Source organism: Lysinibacillus sp. NPDC096382, from assembly GCF_044762845.1.
Lineage (GTDB): Bacteria > Bacillota > Bacilli > Bacillales_A > Planococcaceae > Lysinibacillus.
This window is the reverse complement of record NZ_JBIWFC010000005.1, coordinates 223,529-250,076: the sequence shown is the minus strand read 5'-3', so window position 1 is coordinate 250,076 and position 26,548 is coordinate 223,529. Positions and strand designations below refer to the sequence as shown.

General features: G+C 33.1%; 21 protein-coding genes, 1 pseudogene and 1 other annotated feature. Of the genes and pseudogenes, 13 read left to right on the top strand and 9 right to left on the bottom strand.

Annotation, left to right across the window (positions count from 1 at the left end; translation table 11 throughout):
• The 3 genes from ACIQZA_RS10505 to ACIQZA_RS10495 form a co-directional block, all read right to left on the bottom strand.
• On the bottom strand, nt 1–162 hold a 162-nt coding region (locus ACIQZA_RS10505), incomplete at its 3' end, for a helix-turn-helix domain-containing protein (protein ID WP_402880265.1).
• Nucleotides 163–323: 161 nt separating this feature from the next.
• The gene (locus tag ACIQZA_RS10500; RefSeq protein WP_402880248.1) at nt 324–1,004 is read right to left on the bottom strand and encodes a helix-turn-helix domain-containing protein; all 681 of its coding nucleotides are present in this window, start codon (nt 1,002–1,004) and stop codon (nt 324–326) included.
• Between the two features lie 185 nt (nt 1,005–1,189).
• A complete protein-coding gene (locus tag ACIQZA_RS10495; RefSeq protein WP_402881211.1) occupies nt 1,190–3,544 on the bottom strand; it encodes a M13-type metalloendopeptidase in 2,355 nt (784 codons plus the stop codon).
• A 658-nt stretch (nt 3,545–4,202) separates the two neighbouring features.
• Here ACIQZA_RS10495 and ACIQZA_RS10490 point away from each other — a divergent pair.
• From ACIQZA_RS10490 to ACIQZA_RS10435, 12 genes are all read left to right on the top strand, one after another.
• Nucleotides 4,203–5,642, top strand: coding sequence for an MDR family MFS transporter (locus tag ACIQZA_RS10490; RefSeq protein WP_142510918.1), 1,440 nt, complete (start codon nt 4,203–4,205; stop codon nt 5,640–5,642).
• Between the two features lie 489 nt (nt 5,643–6,131).
• Nucleotides 6,132–6,373: a binding site (T-box leader), on the top strand.
• A 222-nt stretch (nt 6,374–6,595) separates the two neighbouring features.
• Complete coding sequence (locus tag ACIQZA_RS10485; protein ID WP_402881213.1) at nt 6,596–6,910, top strand: hypothetical protein; 315 nt, start codon at nt 6,596–6,598, stop codon at nt 6,908–6,910.
• Between the two features lie 565 nt (nt 6,911–7,475).
• Nucleotides 7,476–8,345 carry a helix-turn-helix domain-containing protein gene (locus tag ACIQZA_RS10480; RefSeq protein WP_400940315.1) on the top strand — a complete coding sequence of 290 codons (870 nt, stop codon included), beginning with the start codon at nt 7,476–7,478 and terminating at the stop codon, nt 8,343–8,345.
• 264 nt (nt 8,346–8,609) lie between these two features.
• Nucleotides 8,610–8,747: a hypothetical protein gene (locus ACIQZA_RS10475; protein ID WP_400940313.1), complete on the top strand. Its 138-nt coding sequence runs from the start codon at nt 8,610–8,612 to the stop codon at nt 8,745–8,747.
• 88 nt (nt 8,748–8,835) lie between these two features.
• The gene (locus ACIQZA_RS10470) at nt 8,836–8,973 is read left to right on the top strand and encodes a hypothetical protein (RefSeq protein ID WP_185903452.1); all 138 of its coding nucleotides are present in this window, start codon (nt 8,836–8,838) and stop codon (nt 8,971–8,973) included.
• 104 nt (nt 8,974–9,077) lie between these two features.
• Nucleotides 9,078–10,295, top strand: a complete 1,218-nt coding sequence (locus ACIQZA_RS10465) for a diaminopimelate decarboxylase family protein (protein WP_402881215.1) — start codon at nt 9,078–9,080, stop codon at nt 10,293–10,295.
• Entirely contained in the window at nt 10,282–11,469 is a 1,188-nt protein-coding gene (locus ACIQZA_RS10460; RefSeq protein WP_142508721.1) for an arginase family protein, read from the top strand. Before ACIQZA_RS10465 ends, ACIQZA_RS10460 begins: the two co-directional genes overlap by 14 nt.
• A complete protein-coding gene (locus tag ACIQZA_RS10455; protein ID WP_142508720.1) occupies nt 11,466–12,608 on the top strand; it encodes a hypothetical protein in 1,143 nt (380 codons plus the stop codon). Before ACIQZA_RS10460 ends, ACIQZA_RS10455 begins: the two co-directional genes overlap by 4 nt.
• 2 nt (nt 12,609–12,610) lie before the next feature.
• On the top strand, nt 12,611–14,056 hold the full coding sequence (locus ACIQZA_RS10450) for a PLP-dependent aminotransferase family protein (protein WP_402881219.1): 1,446 nt from the start codon (nt 12,611–12,613) through the stop codon (nt 14,054–14,056).
• A gap of 42 nt (nt 14,057–14,098) precedes the next feature.
• Nucleotides 14,099–15,049 carry an ABC transporter ATP-binding protein gene (locus ACIQZA_RS10445; RefSeq protein ID WP_142508718.1) on the top strand — a complete coding sequence of 317 codons (951 nt, stop codon included), beginning with the start codon at nt 14,099–14,101 and terminating at the stop codon, nt 15,047–15,049.
• Nucleotides 15,036–15,809 carry an ABC transporter permease gene (locus tag ACIQZA_RS10440; RefSeq protein WP_142508717.1) on the top strand — a complete coding sequence of 258 codons (774 nt, stop codon included), beginning with the start codon at nt 15,036–15,038 and terminating at the stop codon, nt 15,807–15,809. The genes ACIQZA_RS10445 and ACIQZA_RS10440 overlap by 14 nt, the downstream gene beginning before the upstream one ends.
• A gap of 16 nt (nt 15,810–15,825) precedes the next feature.
• A complete protein-coding gene (locus ACIQZA_RS10435; RefSeq protein WP_142508716.1) occupies nt 15,826–16,710 on the top strand; it encodes a GNAT family N-acetyltransferase in 885 nt (294 codons plus the stop codon).
• 200 nt (nt 16,711–16,910) lie between these two features.
• Here the strand turns inward: ACIQZA_RS10435 and ACIQZA_RS10430 are convergent.
• The 5 genes and pseudogenes from ACIQZA_RS10430 to ACIQZA_RS10410 all read right to left on the bottom strand — a co-directional run bounded on the left by ACIQZA_RS10430 (nt 16,911) and on the right by ACIQZA_RS10410 (nt 22,340).
• A pseudogene (locus tag ACIQZA_RS10430) lies at nt 16,911–18,155 on the bottom strand (IS3 family transposase).
• Nucleotides 18,156–18,359: 204 nt separating this feature from the next.
• On the bottom strand, nt 18,360–19,301 hold the full coding sequence (locus tag ACIQZA_RS10425) for an ABC transporter substrate-binding protein (protein WP_402881222.1): 942 nt from the start codon (nt 19,299–19,301) through the stop codon (nt 18,360–18,362).
• Nucleotides 19,302–19,443: 142 nt separating this feature from the next.
• A complete protein-coding gene (locus ACIQZA_RS10420; protein WP_402881224.1) occupies nt 19,444–20,256 on the bottom strand; it encodes an ABC transporter ATP-binding protein in 813 nt (270 codons plus the stop codon).
• Nucleotides 20,257–20,271: 15 nt separating this feature from the next.
• Nucleotides 20,272–21,288 carry a FecCD family ABC transporter permease gene (locus tag ACIQZA_RS10415; RefSeq protein ID WP_400940301.1) on the bottom strand — a complete coding sequence of 339 codons (1,017 nt, stop codon included), beginning with the start codon at nt 21,286–21,288 and terminating at the stop codon, nt 20,272–20,274.
• Entirely contained in the window at nt 21,285–22,340 is a 1,056-nt protein-coding gene (locus tag ACIQZA_RS10410) for a FecCD family ABC transporter permease (RefSeq protein WP_402881225.1), read from the bottom strand. Before ACIQZA_RS10410 ends, ACIQZA_RS10415 begins: the two co-directional genes overlap by 4 nt.
• Nucleotides 22,341–22,994: 654 nt before the next feature.
• On the opposite strand from ACIQZA_RS10410, the gene ACIQZA_RS10405 reads away from it, so the two are divergent.
• Nucleotides 22,995–24,767, top strand: coding sequence for an oleate hydratase (locus ACIQZA_RS10405; protein ID WP_402881227.1), 1,773 nt, complete (start codon nt 22,995–22,997; stop codon nt 24,765–24,767).
• A 48-nt stretch (nt 24,768–24,815) separates the two neighbouring features.
• On the opposite strand, the gene ACIQZA_RS10400 is transcribed toward ACIQZA_RS10405, so the two are convergent.
• Nucleotides 24,816–26,480: a methyl-accepting chemotaxis protein gene (locus ACIQZA_RS10400; RefSeq protein ID WP_400940295.1), complete on the bottom strand. Its 1,665-nt coding sequence runs from the start codon at nt 26,478–26,480 to the stop codon at nt 24,816–24,818.
• Between the last annotated feature and the right edge of the window lie 68 nt (nt 26,481–26,548).

Sequence of the window (26,548 nt, the reverse complement as noted above, 5' to 3'; positions counted from 1 at the left end):
AACAGACTTCAATCCACTAATCTGCATTAAACGATAAATACGCTTTTCGTTAACCATCGCTTGATTATTTTCTTTTCGCTGACGATTGATTGTCAACGTTGTACGACGATAGCCGTAAATACCATCTACTTGTTTGTAAAGGAGATGAATGTCCTTTAAAATTGCTTCATTTTCAACTTCTCTGTTAGAAGGCTTGCGACTTAGCCACTTATAGTAAGCTGCACGCGAAACACCAGCTATTTCACATAGTAAAAGAATCGAAAGTTCTTCCTCTCGATGTAATTCTTGAATCGCTAAATAGCGTTGCTGTAGACGTATTTGGCTTAACGACGCCTCCTTTCGATTTCCTCTAACTTTTTTAAAAATAGATTTTCTGCACGTAAACGTTCATTTTCACGTTCAATACGTTGAATCTCAAATTTCAATTTCTCCTCAACGGTTAATTCGACTTCATCTTTTGTGCGACCACGGCGATCTCGTAATCCCTTTTCACCGTTAGTTTCAAACTTCTTCGTCCATTGATATACCTGTTGATACGAAACCCCATAGGTGTGCGCTGCCAACTGATAATTTTTCTGGTGCTTCAAACAGTACTCGACAATCTCAATACGTTCCTCAAAAGTTGTCTTTCTTCCTTCTGTCATAGCTTGACTCATTCCTTTACCTGAATCTTTTATTTCACTATGACTAGTATACTTTTTTACCCACCTTTTTAAAACTGAGGTACTACTAATCTCATATTTCGCTAACACTTCCATCTGTGAATAATTCCGTTGGATGTAGTCCTCCACAGCCGCTAACTTTAACTCTTTTGAATAGAATTTACATGAAGTAGCTTCGTGTAATCCATCACGTCCACTTGCCTCATATTTCATTTTCCAGCTATATAAAGTTTGAGGATTTAATAAAAATCTTTCACACAATTCGTTGATAGAATAGTTACCTTCTTCAAACAATTGAAGGATATGTAGTTTTAACTCGAGTGGATGTTTGCTTCGCCCCATAAAAAATACTCCCCTTAGATAAACAGATTTTATTTTTTAATCTGTCTACCTAATAGGGAGCATATCAATTAGCATTCTTGGGCTTTTTATTTCGGTGTATTTACGCTAAAAAGACTTTCTAGACAGCCTTTGCTTCTATACACTGATGTAAGAGCTATCGGAAATAGCTCTATCTACTCGTATTTTTACCAGATGGAAACTCGATCCTCTGGAGCTACATACATGCCATCTCCAAGCTTAATTCCATAGGTATCATAGAATTGCTGGAAGTTCACAATCGTGCGGTTTACCCGAATTTTAGCGGCTGAATGTACATCGTTTTTGCTCAGATATGCTGCAAATTCTTTTGTAGTTGTGGATTTCCATATTTCTGCATTGCTTTCGAAATATGCTTTATAATCCGGATTACTCATTTTGGATACAGCTTGCAGTGAAGCCGCCATTCCACCTAAATCAGCGACATTCTCACTTAGTGTAAGCTGACCATCATTTAACACACCCGGAATAATCTCAATGTCATTATAGAACTCAATCAGTTCCTGGTTTTTCTCTTCGAATTTCTTAAAGTCCTCTTCTGTCCACCAGTTATTTGCATTGCCATTTTCGTCGTATGCAGATCCGTTGTTATCAAATGCATGGCTGATTTCATGGCCAATGACCATGCCAATGGCACCATAGTTTGCTTCAGGTTTAGCGTTAATATCATAGAAAGGCGCTTGGAGAATACCGGCTGGGAACGTAATTTCGTTATTAAAAGTATTGTAGAAAGCATTTACGGTATATACGCTTGTTAACCATTCCGTTCTATCCACCGGTTTTCCTAGCTTGGCTTTCGTGTTATCAATGTATGCTTTGGTTACTGTGATGGTATTAGAGAACAGCGAACCACCTTCGTCATATGTCTTGATAGCTACTTTATCTAATGTTGTATCCCACTTATCTGGGTAACCGATCTTAACAATCATCGTATGCAACTTTTTAATTGCTTTAGTTTTTGTTGTTTCTGACATCCAATCAAGCGATTTGATTCTTTCCTCATACGTAGCAATTAACTTCTCTACCATTTGCTCAACATCTTTTTTAGCTTCTGGTGAAAAATGTTTCTCGGCAAACATTTGCTCCAAATATCCACCCATTGTGTCAGTTGTCATGGCTACTGCGATTTCCTGATCTGTTTTTTCTCCTGTAACGCCGTATAACGTTGCGGAAAACTCAATAGCAGCATCTCTGAATTCAGTTGACAACAAATTGCCCGTTTCCTTAAGCAGTTGCAATTTGGAGTAAGCTTTAAGCACGTTAAGATTAGTTTCAGTCAAGAGTTCTGCGCCTTTTTGCGCCAGCTTCACATCGGATACGATCACTTTATCAGCACTGTCGACCTTCATCGATTTCATGACTAGTTTCATATCTACTGTTTTGAACATGTCATCGAATTGTTCGATTGTATACGGATTATAGTATTTATTGACGTCGCCTTGTTCATAGGGTTCAAGCGATACGGAAGCTAAGCTTTTCTCCATTTCGTAAATTTTCTCGGCGTGGGCTTTGGCTGCAGACTCTTCCTCACCCGATACTACGAGAAGTTTGGTCATATATTGAATATAGGCTTTTTTCACTTTCTCGTCTTCCGTTTCAAAGTTGCTCTTATCCAAACCAGTAGCTAATCCGGTATAATATAAAGCATTTTCACTACTGTTCTTTGCATCGTTCATAATTGCAAAGCTGAATAATGAGCCTAGACCTAATTCTTTTTCCAGGGTAAGATCTGCTTGAATGAGTTCATCAAGCGTGTTAGCCCCGTCAATTGCCTTTACATATTTTTGAATGGGCTCAATCCCTTGTTTGTTTCTATTTTTTGTATCCAACGCCGTCGAATAGAAGTCGGCAATTTTCTGTTCTTTTGTTCCTTCTTCGAATTGTTTGCCAACGAGCTCATTTATTATTTTTTCTATTTTATCGGTATTTTGCTTTTGCAGCTCAGGAAATCCACCACCCATGATTTCTCCTGTCGGAATTGCCGATTTATTTAACCATTCCTTATTGATTACTTCATAAAAATCGTCATTTAAATGGGAGCCTTTAAGCGTCCACACTCTGGCGATAATTTTTCGGAACTCATTGATCGTAATATTGTCATTTGCACCTAATGTGCCATCAGGTTTGCCCGTCAGTACGCCTGCTTTTGCAAGTTTATCGATATCTTTCTTAGCCCAAGCGGGTACATCGGTGAACTCGACACCAAATGTTCCGCTGCGCAGATCATTTCCGACAGGTTCTGGCAATTCGCCGAATGCCTTACTCAACATGACTAAAGCTTCAACCTTCTTAACAGACTCATTCTCTTTTAAATCTTCGTTTTTAGAGCCTTGCATAATGTCTTCTTTATTAATTCCTGGTTGATAAGCGTCTGCTGCCATCAACAAGGTTTTAACGATTTCTCCTCTTGTCGCTGGTGGCGACGTTTCATCGGCAAACGCCGATACGCTAACTGATAGGACCATTATTATGGCCATGAGTAAGGATAAAACCTTCTTTTTCATCTTCGTGCTCCTTTAGAGTAGATTTGTATAAAAAAAGATAAATGGGTTTAATTTAGAATTTCTACCATTTGTATATTATTATAGTTGATTTATTTTAGTTTGAAAATATTTAAGATGTTTTCATTTTCAAGAGAGCATTGTCTAGTCTAGCGCTTTTAAGCTAGAGCGGTACCACGAGTAAAGTCACTTTTTAGTTAAAAAAATTCCTTTATGATAGTATCACTTTTGCTAAAGTTAATATGAGGAAATGTGGCGAGTATTTAAGGGTTGGAAGGGAAGCACAAAGTCGATTCCGGGCATAATTGATTTCAAAGCAATATGCGTGCTCGTTTATAATAAGAATGATAGTTTGTCATAACGTTTGATAAAAATCACCTCTTTAGTTATTCTTGGAGGTGATTTTTAATGTATATATATGTTAAAATTGATGTTTATCCTGTGAAAAATTGTACTTGAACTAACGAAGCTGGTTAGTGCAATAAAGGAACTTTATTGATTATCTATATTGTTTATAGATAATCCAAAAATATACTTAGTTATATATTGAATAATTTTAACTTCTTTCGCGCAGATGCTGCCGCTTCGCTTTCACGCAGGCCGATTCCGGACGCCATTATGCCGAGGCGTCATTAATCTGTATAGAAGTAAAGGGGAAAATATGAGAAAAAAAGTTATTTTATCATTAATGTTAATGACATTTCTTTCAGCTGTAGAAGGAACAATTATTAGTACAGCAATCCCCCGTATTACAAGTGATTTGTCAGGTGTCGAACTTGTTAGTTGGGTATATGCAATTTATATGCTAGCCACAGCCGTTTCGACTCCAATATACGGGAAACTGGCTGATTTATTCGGTCGTAAAAAAGTTTTACTGATTGGAGCTACGATATTTTTAGTCGGCTCTGCACTTTGCGGTGTTGTTACATCGATGGAACAGCTTATCGTCTTTCGTGCCCTTCAAGGTCTAGGTGCTGGCGCTATTATGCCAATAACAATGACAATCATGGGTGACTTATATAGCGAAGTGAAAGACCGTGCAAAAGCACAGGGCTGGATTAGTGCTGTTTGGGGCATCTCTGGTGTAATCGGACCATTAGTTGGAGGATTTTTAGTCGATTCTCTTTCTTGGCGCTACATCTTCTTCTTAAACGTTCCATTTGGAATTATCGCTTGCTTAATGATTGTCATTTATTATAAAGAATCTATTAAGCCTGCTAAGCACCATATCGACTATTTTGGTGCAACAGTATTTTCATTAAGTACAATCGCGCTACTATACGCGTTATTAACAGGTAGCAGTAAGCAAAATTGGGGGGACATTACAATTATTGGTCTCTTAATCTTTGCAGCTGTTTCATTCATTATTTTCTTATTTATTGAGAAAAAATCTCCGGAACCATTAATTCCGCTAGCACTTTTCTCTAACCGTACATTATCTATTATAAACATATTAACTCTTATTTCTGGTGCAATGATTATTAGTATTACAATGTATCTTCCGATTTGGAGCCAAGGTGTATTAGGAAAAAATGCGACAGAGGCCGGACTCGTTTTAATGCCACTTCCCGTTATGTGGACATTTGGCACTATTTTTTCTGGTAAATTAATTGATTACTTAAAAACGAAACAAATCATTCTACTTGGAGCTAGCATTCTTTCAGTTGCTGCCTTTTCACTATTTACATTGTCAACAGACTCACCAACATTCCTTATTTATGTTGCAGTTGGATTATTCGGCTTAGGAATGGGGCTTATTATACCAATTTACATGGTAACAATTCAATCAGCTGTTCCAACTCATACGCGGGGAACGGCAATTGGCTTAAATACATTTATCAATACGTTTAGTCAAACATTAGGTGCTGCAGTTTTCGGGGCAATTTTCAACACGATGATTCACGCACAAGGTATTAAAAACCTTAATCTTGTATCTTCCGGTGGACATGGAGGAACTACAGCAACCATAGTAACCGAATCACAAGAGGCATTAGCTTCAGGTGTACATTTCATTTATATGAGTACTTTTATATTAGCGCTAGTAACTTTAGTAATTGTTTGGTTCTTATTAAAGCCATCCACACAAACTAGTGAGCAATAAAAAATAATTACTATAATGTTTAGAAATAATATGATTTCATATAAAAGAAGCGCGAGAAATCAATGTTTCTGATTTCTCGTGCTTTTTTAATACATACGTATCTATTCGTCTTTGACACTTTGTCGATATATGAAAACACTACTTATTATCCCAAGTGCACCAAATAACAAAATCCATTTTTTATTGAAAATAAACCCATACACTAGAATTGCGCTACCAATAATACCACTTGAAAAAGCACTGGATACTATGGATTTGTTTGTTGGTTTAGGAAATTGAATAGAGGGCCCCAGATTTTTATTTCCCCATTTACAAGCCGCATCCACAGCCATGGCTGTGGATGCCTCAGGAAGTGTCCAGCCGGAACGGAAATCAACCCTATGGTTAAAGCTTAAAATAATTTATTGACAATTCAAATAAAGAGGCTATAATAATTATCAAGATTTGCATAACGAAAAATTGTTGTTAACAATAATTTGGAGTATAAGAGTAAAAGTGTTGAAGAGAACTAGTAGTTTTAATGGAACTGACAGAAAGTAGCCGGTTGATGAGAGGCGCAAGGAAAGTTAAAATGAATTCATCTTGGAGCTGCGTACCGAACTTTAGTAGGCTACGACGGGTTTGCATCCGTAATCAATGCAAAGGTATCGCATTTAGCCGTACCTATTGAGAAGAGTTATGTGAGTAGCTCTTAAATTAAGGTGGTAACACGTTCATAACACGTCCTTTAGGTTTATTCCTAAAGGACGTTTTTTTATCTTCATTCAGCAGAAGCGGGTGGTAAGATGAATGCGATGTGATTCCTTTTATAGCGGAACTCAGTCTAAGAACTTCACGTTCTATGGCATATGTAGCGAAAGCAAAGCGACAGCTACAATTACGCCAAGGCGAAATTGATTTTTTACTCTTATAGAACTTGCAATATTAATTCAATATTAAAGGAGTAGTATTGTATGTTTTTAACACTGGAAGAACAAGTAGAGACGATTCAAAAGGGTGTAGGTAAGATCGTTAATGAAGGAGAGGTTTTACCAGATAACATCCCCACAATGTTAATTGAAATAGGGAAAGAGTCTGTACTTGATATTATTCCATCATTAATTGCTGAAGAATATATTCAAAGTAAAAGTGAGTTTATGCGATTAATGAAACAAAATGGTGTTTCTTTAAATGGAGAAAAACTTACAGAGGAAGACACTGACATCATATTAATGAATGATGAGATTTTACAATTTGGGGAGAAACGATCTATACGATTTATAAAATAAGGGAACTAAGTTGAATTATTCGCCAATCGATAATTAAACAACTATATCATAATCCTTTAGCAAGGTTTAAAAAAGAGACTGGGACAATAAGAAAAAATGTTGAACTGATTGTATTTCTATCTAACATTTTTTTGATTTAGGAAGATTGAAGCGAAAAAGTTATTATCTATTTTCGCTGTTTTTCAAAATATCGATTCAAGGACACTTCTTTCTCATTGGTTATGGTTTGTTCACTTTAATTTATAAGAAGGTGTCCTTTCTTTTTATTAGAATTTACATCTTCAAATACAAAGCCCATGAAACTTTACTGATCGTAAAATTTCATGGGCTCCTTTGTTATTATTTTGTCACAGCCTCATTTTCACCAGATTATATTTCCGTTCCAATGAATTCTAAAATTGCGGATGAATAATTTGAACCAACTATATAAATTACAACTAACAGAGAGAGTGTTTTTGTTATTTTGTTTTTTATCATATATTTCCGCCTTTCTATTTTACTTAAATTATATATAATGATTATAAGGTATTCTTTTTTTTGTAATATATGACAAAGGATTGGTTAAATGGATTTTGGTAGCACTTTTAGAAAATTGAGGTTACATAAAGGGTATAGTCTAGAATTTGTAGCAAAAGGAATCGTTTCGGTTTCATATTTATCAAAATTTGAAAGAAATGAGTCAGAAATTACATTACCTAAGATATTAGAACTACTTAATAGGATAAATGTTAAGTTTAATGAATTTTTGTTTATAAATAATGAATTCAAAAAAAATGATTTAGAATTGCTGATTGAAGATTTGAAAAAGGCTTATTTGCAAGGGAATTTAAAGATTTTAAAAAAATTAATTGATGATGAAAATGCAAATTTTGAAAAAACAGGATTATTAACTTTTAAATTAAATAGTATAATGGCACAAGCCATTTGTAGTGATTTAACCCATGAAAAAGTAGATAAAAAAGATATTGAATTACTTATAGATTACTTATGGGGCGTAGAAGTATGGGGAGAGTATGAAATAATTTTGTATGGGAATACATTACATATTCTGGGTGTAGAATCAGTTATAATGTTATCTTCTGAACTGTTAAAAAAAAGTATACTTTTTAAAAAAATAAAAAGTTATAGAAGGGACATGTATGGTATTTATTTTAATACAATTAGAGTATGTTTAGAAAATTATAAACTTAAAGAGGTTGAATTTTATATAAATAATTTAAAAAATTCAGATATGACGGAGGATTTTATATTAGAAAAATTAATATTAAAATTTTATGATGGAATATTTAAAATGAATTCAGACTATGATGAGGGTTTAAAATTAGTAAAAAGTTGTATAAATATATTAGAAGAAGTTGGGGCTGTAAATTATGCTGTAAATTATAAAGAGTATTTAAATAGCTATAGTGAAAGACTTTTAAAGAGTTCTCTATAAGGATTGCGAGCTATTTTCTCTGAAACTATATTTACATTTACACACTTACAAAATGAATTTAGGTGATTTATACATCTAAATTTATTTTGTAAGTGTTTTTAATTAAATTCACCAGAATAATACTTTTTAAATTCCACTATAGTGTAAGAAAAAAAGATTTTAAAGCTTTTTTATTAAAATCAGTATTATGAAAATAAGTTCAATGTCTACTCAGAGATTCCGTTGAATACGAAAATAATAAACATTAGAAGGAGGTAAGGTCATATGAGTACTGAAAATCAATCTACTGTAGAGAATACTGAAAATCAATTTACTATAGAAAAAACTACAGCAGCAGTTATTAAATTAGATTTAACAATTTTAGGCGGCTCTCGACCAAGAGGCGATCTTCAGCAATTCTAAGGAACTTTTTATTAATACTTTGTATGTTTAAGTAAGAAGTTTCTATTGAAATACAAAAATAATAAACATTAGAAGGAGGTAAGGTCTTATGAGTACTGAAAGTCAATCTACTGTGGAGAATACTGAAAATCAATTTACTATAGAAAAAACTACAGCAGCAGTTATTAAATTAGATTTAACAATTTTAGGCGGCTCTCGACCAAGAGGCGATCTTCAGCAATTTTAAGGAACTTATTATTAATACTTAGTAAGTTTAGTAAAAACTTAATTTTCATTATTCAACGGAATCTCTGAGTAGGTATTTATTGATATGAAAGGGGAACATAATATATGAATAAAAGTATTGGAAAAATCCTTGAACCATTATATTCTCAGCCACCTAAGGAATTATTTGAAATAATAAAAACTATATCAACTCCAGCACTCATATATGATTTTAATGGAATGGGTGATGTAATTGAAAGAATCAAGGAAGATATTAGCGTTGTCCCAAATACTAAACTAAATTTAGCGGTGAAAGCTACACACACTCCAAAGATATTGGAAATCTATGCTGAAAGCGGGCTTGGGTGTGATGTAGCGAGTATAGGGGAATATAAACTAGCAAAAAATGCAGGATTCAAAGAAATTACAACAACTGGTCCAGCTTTTTCTGAAAATGATATGGATTTTTTTTATGAAGAAAATGTAATTATTGATTTAGATTCAATTTCACAAATAGAATTGTATGGCTATCGACATCCAAATACAGACATAGGGTTACGCATACGAATTCCTTTACCTAAAGAACTGGAATCCAACTCCACATATGGTAAGGATAGCCGATTTGGATTAAATATTAGTAATCCTGAATTAAAACCGATATTAAAAAAATACAATCTAAATATAACTAGATTGCATGTACACACAGGGCAAATGACCCCTGATTCATTATTATATAAAGCTAACTACCTTTTAGCTATAGCAGAACAATATGAAAATATTCATACCATCGATTTTGGAGGAGGCTTTTTCCATTTATATATAAGTCGGAATAAAACAAAAGAAGTATTTTATAAACTAAGAGATATTGTTAATAATTGGCGCAGAAAAACCGGTCGAGAAATGGAATTTAGATTTGAACCGGGCGGTGCTTTATTGTCTGGATGCGGATATCTAATTACGAAAATAATGGCAAAAGAATATCATGACTTTTTTAATGTAAATTTACTTACTTTGGATTCATCAGCATGGAATTTAGCACCTTGGCATAAGCCACAAGTAATACCAATTGATAGTTTAAATTCAGACTCAGATTTAGTTGAATATAAACTTACAGGTAATACCTTATATGAGGGGGATATTTTTGGAAGAGACACAAATGGAAATACGATGAAATTTCATTTGCCTATAGATATAAAAGTAGGTGAAAAATTAATGATGTGTGCATTTGGAGCGTATACCATTACTAATTCTAGACAATTTAACAAAATACCTTTACCAATAGAATACTTATTGAAAGATGGGAAACTAATTAAAATTGAAGAGGTAAAAAATGAAGGGAACTAAATTTTATAAAGTTAAAGAATCTGTAGTGTTTTTACAAGAGGATAGTAAAGATAAAATTTGGGATTATAAGTCTGGTTGGGAAGTAATATTAAATGAACAAATGTTAAATATAATTTCAATATTCAATATACCGGTTAATAAAGAACGAGCCTTAAAAAAAATACAAGACAATTATAATCTTAATGAAGGTAAAGCAATTGAGATTATAGATTATCTAATAAATGAAGGCATTATTGAATTTTATTACCCTCAAAGGGACTTGTTTGAAAATAATAATGGTATTTTTAATGCTCCATTAGTTTCAATTAAAGAGTGTTTAAGTGGAGATTGGTGTGATGTAGCATTTATTGGTATGCCATATGATTTGAATGTTACTTATCGACCCGGTACTAGATTTGCTCCTAACTATATAAGAAAAGTAAGTAGAGCAGTTTATAATTATAATTCAAGAAACTTAGAAGGTTATTTCGATCCAATTGATGGAACTCAAAAACTTAAAGACATACATTTAGCTGATTGTGGAGATATTAAAGCAATTGTATTTTCGAAAAATGGTTCTCAATTTGATGCTTTAAAAGAAACAATTTATAAACTTAGTTCTAAAAATATTTTTCCAGTTACGATTGGGGGAGATCATTCAATTGCTTATCCATGTATAGAGGGAATATCAAAAGATAAAAAAATTAAAGTAATACAATTTGATGCACATTCAGACTTTGGTCTTGTTAACATGGAAAATTGGAGAGAAAAATTACACCATGGGAATTTCATGGATAAGGTACTAGAAATTGAAAATGTTGTCGAAGTAATTCAAATTGGTGTAAGACAATTGTCCTCTCAAAAGTATGAACATAAAAAAGTGAGGATGTATCCTGACAGGAGTATATTGGATGATATGGAAATATTTATAAAAAATTTAGATACTGAAATTTTATACTATATAACTTTTGATGTTGATGTTATTGATCCATTAATTATGGGAGCAACTGGAACACCTCTTCCTGGTGGATTCGACTATAAAGAGTTGTTATTAATAATCGAAGAAATAGTAAAAAAAGTTAAAGTTATAGGACTAGATATTGTTGAATTATTACCTGGAAAAAGCGAAGTAGAAGGTGTAATGACTTCAAACTTGATTTTAAAAATAATTACTATGGTAATGGAGAAAAAATGAGTATTTATCCAAATATATCTGATTTCCTATTGGATAATGAGCCATCTATTGGTTCCCCAGCCATTATATATGACTATAATTCGATTGTTAGTACAGTATCAAAAATAAGAAATGATATTAAAATAATTCCAAATGTAGAACTATGTTTTGCTATAAAAGCAAATAGAAATAAAATAGTACTAAAATTACTTTCTGATCTTGGGTTAGGTGCTGATGTGGCATCTATTCATGAATTTGAAATAGTGGAGGAAATAGGGATGAACCCTGTTTATTCTACTTCACCTGCATATAACGAAAAATTTTTAGAAAAGTTACTTGAAAGAAATATATTACCTGATTTCAACAGTTTCTCACAATTAAAAAAGTATGTTGAAGAATATAATTTAAATGAAGTCGGAGTACGAGTAAAAGTACCATTAAAAAATATACATCCAGACATAACTTATGGTGAGCAAAGTAGGTTTGGTATAAATATAGATTCCGATGAATTTATTCAATTTATAAATAATAAAAAGCTAAAAATTAAGCAATTACACTTCCATCTTGGAGAATTACAAAACTCTTCTATAATTAAAGAAGCTATGGAGTATATTTATTCTTTATCATATAAATTTCAAGATTTAGAAGTAATCAATATTGGAGGGGGATTAACTTATCTATACTCAGATGAAATAGAAGTAAAAAAAAGTTGGGAAATAGTTAAAGAATATGTATTACAAATAAATAGACAGTTAAACAGAGAAGTAAAAATAGTAGTTGAACCAGGAATGTTAATTTTAGCGATGAGTGGATATTTATACTCAAAGGTTCAATCTTCAGATTTATCTATTAATAAAAGAATAATTACTGTAGATTGTTCAGCTTGGAATTTAACTTATTGGGCATATCCTTATTTAGTACATAGCTATTCAGATTCCATGAATACTACAGAAGAAGAACACGTTATATTTGGGAATACTTGCTACGAGAAAGATGTTTTTATTTCCTCAGTAAGACATAAGCCTCTGAAGATTAACGATGGCTTATTAATGAATCCTGTAGGTGCATATGTTAATAGTATGGCTAGAAATATGCATGGATATCATCTACCAGATGAGTGGATTTTAAAAGATTCAACTTTTATTAAGGCAGGTAATTAATTATGATAATTAATCAAGATTTATTATTAGATAATATTGAGGAATTATTGGAACTTAAAAATTTATTTGCAAATCAGATAAATACTGAAGATTATTATAATTGGATAGAAAAAGTAGAAAAGATTATCCATACAATTAAAAGTAATAATAGCCCTGAATTATTTTTTAATGAAATTAATACTTTAACAATGGAGATAAGGGAAATTTGGATGAGCTATGTTCAAAACATTACTAACAAACATTTGAAGTCGCCACCTTTAAATACAATAAAAAAACTGCCCCAATCCAACAAAATTAGTTTTAGTTATGAAAGAAATATACAGCCAGATTTCCTTGAAGAAAAAATTAGTCTTTATAGAGATGTCCATGCTAATTGGGAATTAAGTAATGTCTTATGTTCAAGTGGTATGGCAGCAATTTCAACAGTTTTACAAAGTTATTTTGCTATGTATAAACCATCGGAAAGTAAAAAGTTAGTTGTTAGTACATGGAGTGAATACTTTGAAACAAGGGTCTTAACAGATTTATATAGAAGTGAAGCAATTGAAATTACAAGTTATAGAAAACAAAATGAATTTTTTAACTGGGTAGAGAGTACAGACGTATTTTTTATAGAGTTAGTCCGATATAACTGGGATTTAGAAGTATTTAATCTTAATAAATTTTTAGAAACCTTATGTAATTCTACACCTAATAGATTAAGGGTATTGATTGTAGATACTACGTTAAGTGGAAATTATCATCAAATAGGAAAAATTCTAAAAAGTTTAGAAAATTATCCTTATATAATAGTTATACAAGTTCATTCTATTCTTAAATTAGATCAGCAAGGCTTAGAACTATCAAATGGGGGAGTTATCAGCGTTTATACGTTAAAAAATAATCTAGACATACCAAATGCTAAGGTCTTTACAAATTATATTAGGCAAGTGAGAACCATTTTGGGAGCAGGATTAACATATCAAGAATTAGCGTTGTTAGATAATCGATTTGTGTTTAACAAAGAATTATATACACGTTATTGCAATCTTATTTATGAGAATAATAAGTTATTAGCGGAAAAAATTCAAGCAGATGGGCTATTCAAAAAAGTTGTGCACCCCTCACTAATTTCTAATTTTGAATGGGCAAAATCACCATTCGTAGTTTTTCATTTAAAAGAGGATAATTTGGATAATCATGGATTTCTTTTAGGGGTTTTAGCCTATGAGGTTAAAAAGAGAAAAATTAATTTTTATCATGGTTCCAGTTTTGGTTTTAGAGACAGCAGATATGAAGTGATTATTCCAAATACTATAGAAAGCAAAGGTCTTTTTAAAATTGCAATGGGGTTAAGAAGGGGCGTAGATCAAATAAAAACAATAGAATTAATGCAAGAGGTTGCTAATTATAGAAATTTTTTGGAGTTAAGAAATGCTTATCCATTTGTTAACCCAATAAAATTTTAATCTTAATAAATATTAGTTCTTCTAATAAAGTGAGGTGTATAAATGATTACTGTTGAAAATATTCAAAAAAGGTATATTTCAAAATCTAATAATGTAAATGTATTGAATGGTATTTCGTTTACAATTCAAAAGGGTGAGATTGTAGGTTTATTAGGTTCGAACGGTGCTGGTAAAACAACATTAATAAAAATATTATGTGGTCTAATTAATCCAGATGAAGGACGTGTGTATGTTAAAAATGAGTTATTTTCAAAAAAAAGTATTAAGTATATTAGCACGGTCTTAGAAGGAAATAGAAATTTATATTGGCGTTTAACTGTAATTGAAAATATTGAATACTTTTTAGGAATTAGAGGTTGCTCAATTAAAAATAAGGGGGAATATATCGATTCCATTTTAAGGAAATTCGATTTATTCGAAAAAAAGTTTGAATTAGTAAAAAATTTATCTCGTGGGATGCAACAAAAAATTGCTATTATTATAGCAATTTTATCTGATTCAGAAATTCTTATTTTAGATGAGCCTACTTTAGGCTTAGATGTTAAATCGAATAAAGATATGATTCAATTTTTAAAACAAATTGTAGAAAATGAAAAAAGGACTATATTAATAAGTTCTCATGATATGGGATTAATTGAACAATTGTGTTCAAGGGTAGTTATTATTAGTAAAGGAAATTTAATTACCGATAATACTATTGATAAATTAAACAGCTTATTTAATACTAAGTCCTTTATTATAACATTAACTAAAAAATTAGAAGAATATCAAAAAGAAAAAATCTTATCCTCTTCTAATATGTTCGGAACTTTAGATTTGGAAGATAAGTCGGAAATAGTAATTAATATAAAAGAAAATAATGAGATTTATTTACTATTAGAAATTCTAAAAGAACTTAATGTAACTATTGAGAAATTTGAACAAAGAGACATAAATTTTGAACAAGTTTTCCTTAATCTTATTGGAGATGAGATCATATATGGAAGTGTTTAATGTATTTAAAGTTAACTTTAAAAGAGAATGGATACATATGAAAAGATATTTACCTAATACTATAAGTGAATTGATTATTTTTTATATTGTTTTTCTTGGTTTCTTTTTAGGTATATCTCTAATAGGTGATCCAGAAAGTCACGATTATAATATCCAAATGGTTATTATGAATTATATTTTTTGGTATTTAGTTCTATCTTTAACACAAGGGATTGGATTAGAAATTTCTGGTGAGGCAGGGAGAGGGACATTAGAACAATTGACAATTACACCCTATAAATTATGGTTTATTTTTATGACGAGAATGGTGAGTGTAGTGATAATAAGTATGGTTTCCATCTCCATATTATTACTTTTAGCTATGCTAACTGCAAAACAGAGATTAAATTTAGATTTATTGTCTATTACCCCAATTCTATTGATTACCTTATTAGGAGTACTAGGAGTAGGATATATGGTATCATCTATTACAATTATTCTCAAAGAATCTGGTCATATAATACAAATATTCCAATTTGTAATAATGGGAATGACATTTATACCCCTAACTACTGTTCCTTTTTTAAAGTTTGCTCCTTTTATGTATGGTTTACAATTAATTCGTGAGATTACAATCAATGATCTGTCTATTTCTTCCTTAAATGTGGGGAATTTTTTATTTTTAATAATTAATTCTACTATTTATTTTACTATTGGGATTTATGTATTTAATAAAGCAGAAAAAGTTGCTAAACAAAAAGCATTGTTAGGACATTATTAATTAAGAGGTGGATTTTATGCAATTCAACCCCGAACCTCCAAGAAGCAATGAGGAATTATCGGAATTTTTAGTTATCTACAACAACAAAATTGAACAATGTACCGGTTATTGCGGCGATAAATCTTTAGAGATTTATAATACCTTGAAAAATGATTTTTCAGACTTAAAAATAGAGGATTGTTTTGCAGTTATCTATGAAAATGAAACTATTATAGCTGCTCTAGGATTTGACGTCGATTCAGAGAAATGCACTGCTGAAGTTTGGGGACCTTTTATTAGAGATGAGTTTATTAATAAAAAGGAAATTATGATAGATAATTTATGGGATTATTTGTTCGGTAAAACCTCTTCATATATTGAAGAGTTTGAATTTTTCATTAGTAGTGAAAATACATTAGCTATATATTTAATAGAAAAGTTACAGTTAAATAAACATGGAACCCACTTAGTTTTGAAGGCATATAAAAATAATATAATTCTCTTAGAACAAAGTAATGATTTTGTGGAATATAGTAGTGAATTTCAAGATGTATTTAGTATGTTGCACCAACAAACGTTTCCTAAAACTTATTATAATTCAAATGAAATGACTCAACGCTTAAATGAGTATAATAAACTGTATATTTTGATTGAAGATAATCATTTAAAGGGATATGTATATTTTGAAGCAAATCCAGAATTCGGAGAAGGAACAATTGAATACATTGCTGTAACTAATGATAATAGAAAAAGAGGGATTGGTACCAACTTATTAAGGTTCGCAATGTCTAAGTTATTTGCTTATAAAAACATTAAGGAGTTAACTCTTTGTGTTCAAGAAAACAATTTAAGGGCCATTAATTTATATTTAGCAGCAGGATTTGTCGTAGAAAAAAAATTATTTCATTATAAAATGAAATAATCCAGCGGGAGACCATGAGGGAAATAGAATCCACTTTTATCTTTATTCAGCAGAAGACACTCTCATCGTTAAGAATTTGAGATGAAATCGAATGAGTCACTTTTTCAATGGGTGACCTAACATCTACTGAATGTGAATGAAGAAAAAGCCTCTGATGGATGTAAAGTGTACCCTTTGTAAAGGACATTTGAAAAATGGCTCTAAGAAACTTGAAGAAGATGATGTCTCGCAGGCGTCATCTTTTTAAGTTCCACTGACCCAGATAATGATTGTAATAGGTCATATAACTTTTGATTTCTCGTATTACATCTTCTAGTGTTTCACATGATTTTAAATCTGTTTCATCTTTAAAATGCTCAAAGAATATTCTTGTAGTGCGTTATCCCAACAATTGCCTCGACGTGACATGGATTGATTTAGTCCCAGTGGATGAATGCATCTTCTGCTAGTTTGATACCATTCTTCTTCAAATTCCTTAGTGTATTCAGGGCGATATTTAGCGTTATTTTATCAGATACTTCATATGTCAAAGTTTCATTGGTTTCTCCATCTTTAATTGTATAAAAGTATGCGCGTTTACCTTTTCCGAAACTCAAATAGGTGATGTCTGTTAAAAATACTTTTCCAGCGATTCCTTGCTTAAATTGGCGGTTTAGCAAGTTCGGTAATGTCCGATGTTCCTTTGTTGCTTTAGCCATTCGTCGATATGGATTGGCTTTTCGAATTGGGCAAACGATTTGAAACTTCTTCATAATACGACCAATACGTTTTAAGTTATAGGTGATTTGATACTGTTGTTCTAGCGTCATTTTAATTTGACGGGCTCCTTTAGGACGTCGCTTTTAAAATGACTTCTTTGACTGTCTCATCTGCTTGATGGCGTGTTTGTCTTTTCAATTTTGCCTCTTGTATAAAGTAGCGATAGTAGCCTGAACGAGAAACACCAAATATCTGGCAAAGATAACGTACCATTCGCTGTAATTTATATTTTTGGATAACAGTGTGAATCAGTTGAAATTTTTGTTCCGCTGTTAATTCTTTCTCAACACTCTTTCTCCTAATTCTATCTTTTTTAGGGGTTCATTTGTGCACGAAGAAGGGCGATTTGTGCTTCTAATCAAGCATGTCCTTTCTTATAGACTTAATTCGCGTTCTAGTGGCCGTCCATAATGATATTTGCGTGTATCTTCAAACCCTGAGATACCTTTTTCTTAAGCTGCTCGCCAACGTTTCAAAGCTGATTTTGCTCGATGAATCCCTACCAGGTCGATATCAAATCCTGCATCATCAAAGATTTCACGCGAACATTTTCCTTTTTCATATTCTGCAATGGCAATTGCTCTAAATTCATCTGTGTAAGTGATTCCTTTTTCACTAACAGCCTTTACATAAGGATGTTTCTTGAGTAATTTTTGTTCTTGATCAGTAAATAGTTTCTTTGACATAAGTTCTGCTCCATTTAGTTGTTATGTTCATTATAAATAAAAGTACCCTGTAAGAGAGACTTTTTTTAGTGTCTATCTTATAGGGTACATTTTAATGTTGCAGATTTTGAAAGAAATGAATTGCGGGAACGATTCAAAATCCAAACACATTTTTTCTGGCGCGAAAGTGCAGCACCAGCAGCAATTACTTCAAGGAAAAATTTATTATTTCCCTAGAACAAATTCAGCAATTTCATCTAAAATCATTTCTTTACCAAGAGGGAAGTAACCTTTATTGACCGCATCATTTTTAATAATAAATACGTGGTTGTTCTTCACAGCATTCATGTTTTTCCAAATTGTCTCTTCTTGGAATTCTTTTAAGCGCTGAGAACCGTCGCCTGTTGTAAATACGAATAGGTAATCTGGATTGTAGTCAATTAAAGCTTCTTTTTGTACTTGTACTAATGCTTCATCCAATGGTGTACCTGAAACTGCTGGTAATTTTAAATCTTTAAAGAGTACGCTACCGTAGCCATAGTCACCGTATATACGGAATGCATTTGGATATGCAGCCATTTTCATGAACTTCGCATCACCAGTTTTAGCAACGATTTTATCGTGTAACTTGCTAGCTTTTTCGTCATACTGTTTGAACCATTCGTCTGTTTCTTTTTCTTTATCGAAGATTTTACTTAACTCCTCGAACTTTGGACGCCATTGATCTAATGGAGTTTTTAACATAACAGTCGGTGCAATTTTAGATAGTTGATCATAGATTTTTTCTTGACGATCATTTATAAGAATTAAATCTGGTTTTGCAGCAGCTACTGCTTCGATGTTAATGTTGTCACCCCAAGCGGAGCCGACTGGTTTTACATCTTTTAATTGATCTGCAATATGTGGATCAATTTCTTCTTGAGACGTATTTGCAGTAATGATTGGTTTCATTCCAAAGATTAATAATTCTTCTGTTGAACCACTAATGTCAGCAATTTTTTTTGGATTAGCAGGGATTTTAATTTCCCCCTTAGCATGCTCTACTGTACGCTCTTCTGTTTTAGCGTCTGTTTTTTCTTCCTCTTTTTTATCAGAAGAGCAAGCTGCAAATAGTATAGATGTAACAACTAATACCATTGTTAGTAACGTTAGTTTAAATTTCTTCATAATTTTGTTCCTCCCGAATAAATTGTTTGTGACCCATTTCATTCTAATGGGTGTTCAACTTCTTAGGCTAAAATGAGAAGCTCAACGCCCATTAGAATGCTCCTTCTCTATCTATTTGAAGAAAGGAGGAGTGTTCCTTCCTTTATGCTTTTATTTGCTCTAGATTATTAATCGTTGTTAAATCGTAAGTTAAACAAATTGGCTTCCTGTTTACAGGGCATGAAACGATTAGTGCTTCAATTTCAAATACATTTCGAAGTGTCTTACTTGTCATCACTTCATCTGGAGTTCCCTGGTGAATCAGTTTACCAGCCTTTAAAGCAATCATATGATCAGAAAAACGAGAAGCATGGTTTAAATCATGAATGACCATAACGATTGTACGGCCTTCTTCTTGATTTAATTTTTTCAATAACGTTAAAATTTCTAGTTGGTGGGCCATATCTAAGTAAGTTGTCGGCTCATCTAATACAAGTAAGTCCGTTCCTTGAGCAAGTGCCATTGCAATCCATACTCGTTGACGTTGGCCACCTGATAAAGCTTCTGCCGAACGGTTTGCAAACTCTGTCAGCCCTGTCACTTCAAGTGCCCAATGGATGAAGCGATAATCTTCTTCTTTCAGTGTGCCAAATCCATTTTGGTGTGGAAAGCGACCATATGAAACAAGCTCAAACACAGTAAGACCCATCGGCACTTCTGCTGTCTGCGGTAAAATTGCCATTTTCTTGGCAATTTCTTTTGTTGACTGTTTGTCAATTGCTTTTCCATCAAGATAAACAGTCCCTTGTTTTGCCTTTAAAATACGAGAAGCTGTTTTTAACAATGTAGATTTCCCACATCCATTAGGTCCAATAATCGTTGTTATCTTTCCTTCGGGAATCGCCACTGATAATCCGTCTATTATTAATCCTTCATTGTAGCCAACGGATACCGTATCAACTGCTAAAGTTACCATCAAAAAAGACTCCTTTTACTTTGTCCTCATAAGTAAATAAATAAAATAGGGTGCACCAATAATAGAAATAACAAGACCGACTGGTATTTCTGAAGTTGTTAGTACACTTCTTGAAATTAAATCTGCAAATAGTAATAAAAAAGTACCAATTAATGCTGCTGTAGGTAACATAATTTGATGTTTTCCTCCAACAAGGCGCCTTGCGAGGTGAGGTGCCATTAATCCGATAAATCCAATGCCGCCAGCAACAGCTACCGATGCGCCAGCCAAACAAACGGCGATAAATAATAATTTACGTCTTTCCTTTTCTACATTTACACCAAGGCCAACCGCTGCTGCATCTCCTAAATTCATTACATTCAATATAGGTGCCTTGCAAAATGCAATTGGTAGAAATATGAGCATCCATGGGAGTGCACTTAATACAAACTTCCAATCTGTTCCCCATAAACTTCCTGCTAACCAAATGGTTGCAAAACGAAAATCATTTGAAGTCATTTTCATGGAGAAGATTAAACTAACAGCACTAAATCCTGCTGCGACTGCAATACCTACAAGAATTAAACGAGTGGATGAAACACCGTTCTTCCAAGCAAGTGTATAAATAATAACCGCTGCTAATAAAGCACCAACTAGCGCAAATAACGGAAGAATGAATACGGATATTAGCGTACCGGTCTCAACTTTCCCGAAGAAAAAATAGACGAAAACAACAACTGTTAATCCAGCACCAGCATTTATACCAATAATTCCAGGGTCAGCAAGTGGATTTCTAGATAAGCCTTGCATGATAGCCCCTGATATCGCTAGCGCTGAGCCAACTAAAATCGCGATAATCATTCGAGGCATACGAAACTCGAATAAAATGACAGATTGATCTTCAGCCCCTAACCCAATTAACGATTTTAATACATCTATTGGTGGTATTTTAAACGTTCCTGTATTTAAGCTAATTAAGAATACCGACACAATTAGGCAAGCTAAAATGGCTAAAACTGAAATATTCTTTTTTGTTAAGATGCTTTGCCTCATATTTTCCCTCTCCCTTCATTACGAGCTAAGTAAAGGAAGAATGGAACACCAATTAAAGCTGTAATTGCACCAATTGGTGTTTCAAATGGAGGATTGATAACACGAGATAACATATCTGCACTTTCTATTAACAAACCACCTAATACTGCTGAACATGGAATGACCCATCTATAATCGGATCCGACAAGAAAACGCGTCATATGTGGGATAACAAGTCCAACAAATCCAACAGAACCTGCCATAGATACTGCTGAACCCGTTAAAACAAGCACAAGTACAGTGCCAATAAATTTAATTAAGGTTGTATTTTGTCCAAGCCCAATCGCAATTTCTTCGCCGAAACTTAAGATGGTGATGTATCTCGACATTATAATTGCTATAACAAGACAAACAAGCCCTATCGGTAGCAACATATCAATACTTACCCATTTCACACCTGAAACGCCTCCTGCATTCCACATGCTTATCTCTTGGGCAAGATTGAAATAAAGTGCAATACTAGAAGATATGGCCCCAAGCAGTGCACTAATCGCTGCACCAGCTAACGCTAACTTCACAGGTGTGAGCCCTCCGGGTGAGGATGCACCCACACCATATACAATACTTGCGCCAAACGCGGCACCAATGAAAGAAGCAAGAACAAACATTATGTATGGGGAATTAGGGAAAAATGCATACGTAATTGCAATTCCAAATACCGCACCATCTGTAATACCCATTAAAGAAGGTGAGGCAAGAGGGTTTCGTGTCATACCTTGCATAATTGCTCCGGATACTGCTAGAAACGTACCAGCGACTACGCCTCCGATTGCTCTAGGAATACGAAGCTCCCAAATGACATTATGATGTGTAAGTGAATCATCGAATTGAAAAACAGCTTGCCAAACAGTTTTTAAGCTAATATCTGCAGCCCCAAATGAAATGGACATGCTCATACTTAAAGCTAATAAAATCGTACCTACTATTAAAATAATAGAAGCAATAAGCGGTCTGCTCTTAATCTTTTTCATATTCGTTTCTTGTTGTTCTATGCTCCTCGCGCTTGCTTCCATCCGTTACCATCCTAACTAACAACATATATTCGTTGAAATGAGATTCATTCTCAATCATCAATAAAAAAATAATGGTTCACCTTAATTGATAATGATTCTCATAATCACTTGTCCTATTCTACATAGCACCCTAAAAGATTGTCAAACATTATTTTTGAATATATATTAATTTTGTTTATTTTTACATATTTGAATTTGCTATAAGAGCTTACATTAAGCGAATCTCAAGAGGGAAGTGTAGATAGTTAAATTATTTAAATAATAATAAATTCGAATAGAAAATGTGGCCGTTGAATCATCAACTTTTTTATTTTCTTACTATAATAATTATGCGAGGCTACCTTTAAAAGTTTGTATACTTTTACAGCTTTATAGTTAATCTTATAGAAGGAAATCATACAATAATCCAAGTGCTTTATAGATTATCGCTACAAGGGCAATCTAATTTTCAAGTATTGCATAATCCCTTTGATATAAAGATATTGATGAATAATTTATAAAAATGCAATGAATTGTTATGTCAAATAATAGGGTATAGTATATTTAAAGTTTAACTTTAAAATTGAATTATTTGTTAATTTCTCTCTCATTTTACCATTACCGTGCAAAATAATGGTATGCTATATCACGATAATAGTTTATGGAGGCGGTATTATGTATTACAGTAATGGTAATTATGAGGCTTTTGCACGTCCTAAAAAACCAGAGGGTGTTGATGAGAAATCAGCGTATCTTGTTGGTTCGGGGTTAGCTTCACTTTCAGCCGCATGTTTTTTGATTCGTGATGGTCAAATGAAGGGAGAGAATATTCATATTCTCGAAGAACTAGATATCTCAGGTGGTAGCCTTGATGGTATTTTAAATCCGACAAGAGGCTTTATTATTCGCGGTGGTCGAGAAATGGAAGATCATTTTGAATGTCTATGGGATCTATTCCGTTCAATCCCATCATTAGAAATAGAAAACGCTTCTGTTTTAGATGAATTTTATTGGTTAAATAAAGAGGATCCTAACTATTCAAAATGTAGATTGATGGATAAAAGAGGACAAAGACTTGAGGATGATGGCAAGTTTACATTATCTGATAAAGCATCTGAAGAAATGATTAAATTATTCTTTACTCCTGAGGAGAAATTAGAGGATGTAAAAATTACAGATGTTTTCTCTGAAGAGTTCTTTGAATCGAATTTCTGGCTATATTGGTCTACGATGTTTGCTTTTGAAAAATGGCATTCTGCAATGGAAATGCGTCGTTATATTATGCGTTTCATTCATCATGTTGGGGGTCTACCTGATTTATCTGCTTTGAAATTTACAAAATATAATCAGTACGAATCTTTAGTACTTCCTATGATTAAATATTTGGAAGGTCATAATGTTGATTTCCAATTCAATACGGTTGTAGAGAATGTTTTAGTTGATAAAGTTGGCGATAAAAAAGTAGCCCATACTTTAGTGTTAAAACAAAATGGTGTGAAAAAGAATATTGAGCTAACAGAAAATGAATTAGTGTTTGTAACAAATGGTAGTATCACGGAGAGTACAACTTATGGTGACAATAATACACCAGCCCCTATAAGTACTGATTTAGGAGGAAGTTGGTCACTTTGGAAAAACATCGCTTCCCAAGATTCTGATTTTGGTAAACCAGAAAAATTCTGCGATAACCTTCCAGAAGAAAGTTGGTTTGTTTCAGCGACACTAACTACTTTGGATGATCGAGTTGCTCCGTATATTGAAAAAATTAGTAAAAGAGATCCGTATGCAGGCAAGGTAGTTACAGGTGGTATTGTAACGGCTACAGATTCTAATTGGATGCTAAGTTATACGTTGAACCGACAACCGCATTTTAAAAATCAACCAAAAGACCAATTAGTAGTTTGGATTTATGGTTTACTATCTAATAAACCAGGTGATTTTATTAAAAAGAGTATCACGGAATGTTCAGGAATTGAGATCGCACAAGAGTGGTTATACCATATGGGTGTGCCTGTAGACGAAATACCGGATATAGCACAAAATTCTTGTAATACAATTCCATGTTACATGCCTTATATAACATCTTACTTCATGCCTAGAGCAATGGGAGATCGTCCTTTAGTTGTCCCTAATGGATCTGCTAACCTAGCCTTCATTGGAAACTTTAGTGAAACAGAAAGAGACACTGTATTTACAACTGAGTATTCAGTGAGAACAGCGATGGAAGCAGTTTATCAATTATTAGATATTGATCGAGGCGTTCCAGAAGTATTTGCATCTACTTTTGACATTCGTACTTTATTATCTTCAACTGCTCGTTTACTTGATGGTAAAAAATTAACAGATGTAGATGCTCCATTTATGTTAAAACAAATAGGTAAATTTGGTATTCATAAAACGAAAGACACAATCATCTATGATTTACTGAAAGAAAGTAAATTGATATAGAGATATGTGCTAAAAAAGCTGATTCATAATTGAATCAGCTTTTTTATATTAAATAGTGAATTTTTTCATTTCGTCTCTTAAAGCATCGGAAATAGCATTTAGGTCTTTAGCTTTTTCAGAGACAGTCTCAATGCTTTTAAGTTGTTCATTTGCGGAAGCGGAAACTTGTTCTGTTCCAGCAGAGGTTTCTACTGCAGAAGCAGATATGTTTTGTACGGCACTAATGATTTGCTCCTTGCGTTCATCCATCTCATGAGATAAATGTTTCACCCCTTGTGCCACTTCACTCGTTTGATCTAGCGCTACCTTTATTGTATGAAAGATTTCGCTAGTATCCTTTGTAGCTTTTGCATTTTGTTCGACAATACTAAGACTTGTACTAATTTCCTGCACAGCACTTTTAGAAATATCCTGAATTGCGGAGATTTTATTCTTAATATCCTCAGTAGCATTAGATGTCTGTTCCGATAATTTTCGAATTTCATCAGCGACAACCGCGAAACCTTTACCGGCTTCACCGACGCGAGCGGACTCAATGGATGCATTCAGAGCTAATAAATTTGTTTGAGTTGCGATATCTGTAATTGTATTAACGATACTTGATATATCAGATGAAGTTTTATCTACTTCTTGAACGATGTTACTTACCTGTTGTGAAGATTCGCGATTTTTCTCTGACCAAACAGAGAGTTGGTTGACAGTTTCTACACCTTGATTACTTAAATGACCAATATCTTCTGTCATAGAAGCGATCTTCTCTGTATGCTCAATAACACGATCAATATTTCCAGATAGTTGATTTAATTGTTCTGCACTTTTTTCTGTATCATGAGCTTGCTCTTCTGTAGCTTTTGCCATTTCATTAATGGCTGAGCTAATTTCGTCAGTCGTACGTACCGTATCTTCTGCGATTTGAATAAGAATGTTAGAGGAATCTGATAACTCGGAACTAGTGTTATGTATGTTGACGGTAACATTCTTTAATGCAGAGCGCATGCTAGAGATGCCTTTTGCCATAAGACCAATTTCATCTTGATGATTTAATAGCTTATCTAACTCAGGATTTTCAGTAAAGTCTAAGCTTGCAGTTTGATGAATAACCTTTTCGAGATTCTTAATGGCAGCAACAATGCGACCAATAATCCACCACATTAAAGTACCTATAATGATAAAACTCACTATGCCTGTAACAATCTGATAGCCTAGTACAGAGTTTGTAATAGATTGAATGCCGCTTTCAGGCACCCCAATGTCAATTACGCCATAAAGTTCACCATCTTTATATATAGGCTCCATGATGTCGTATGTCCAAATATCTTGAACTTCAGCATACCATCTCTTAAATTGCTTTTTTCCGTGTTTAGCACCATCGATTGTATATGCATCCTCATATGTTTTTCCTAATTTCCCTTTATCACTATGCGCTACAGCTTTTACATTGTTATCAATGACAATAGCATAAGTCACATTCTCTTGTTGTTCTTTTGATTCCACAAAATCTTGTAAAGATGGGATGGGATCGTTCTCAGAATTTAATATAGTTTCAGCTTGCTTGGCGATTTCATAGACCTGTTCATTAGCTTTTTCAATTAAAACTTCTTTACTATTTTTTCCAACAATCCATACACCTAATACGGAATTAACTACGGATGACAATAACAGCAAACTTAATGTAAAAAACAATAATCGTCGCTTAATGCTTCTGGTTTTCAAATAGTTTCCTCCTTTGAGTTTTGTCGGAACTTTATACCTAAAAAAACTCAAATTTTAAGTATAGTATT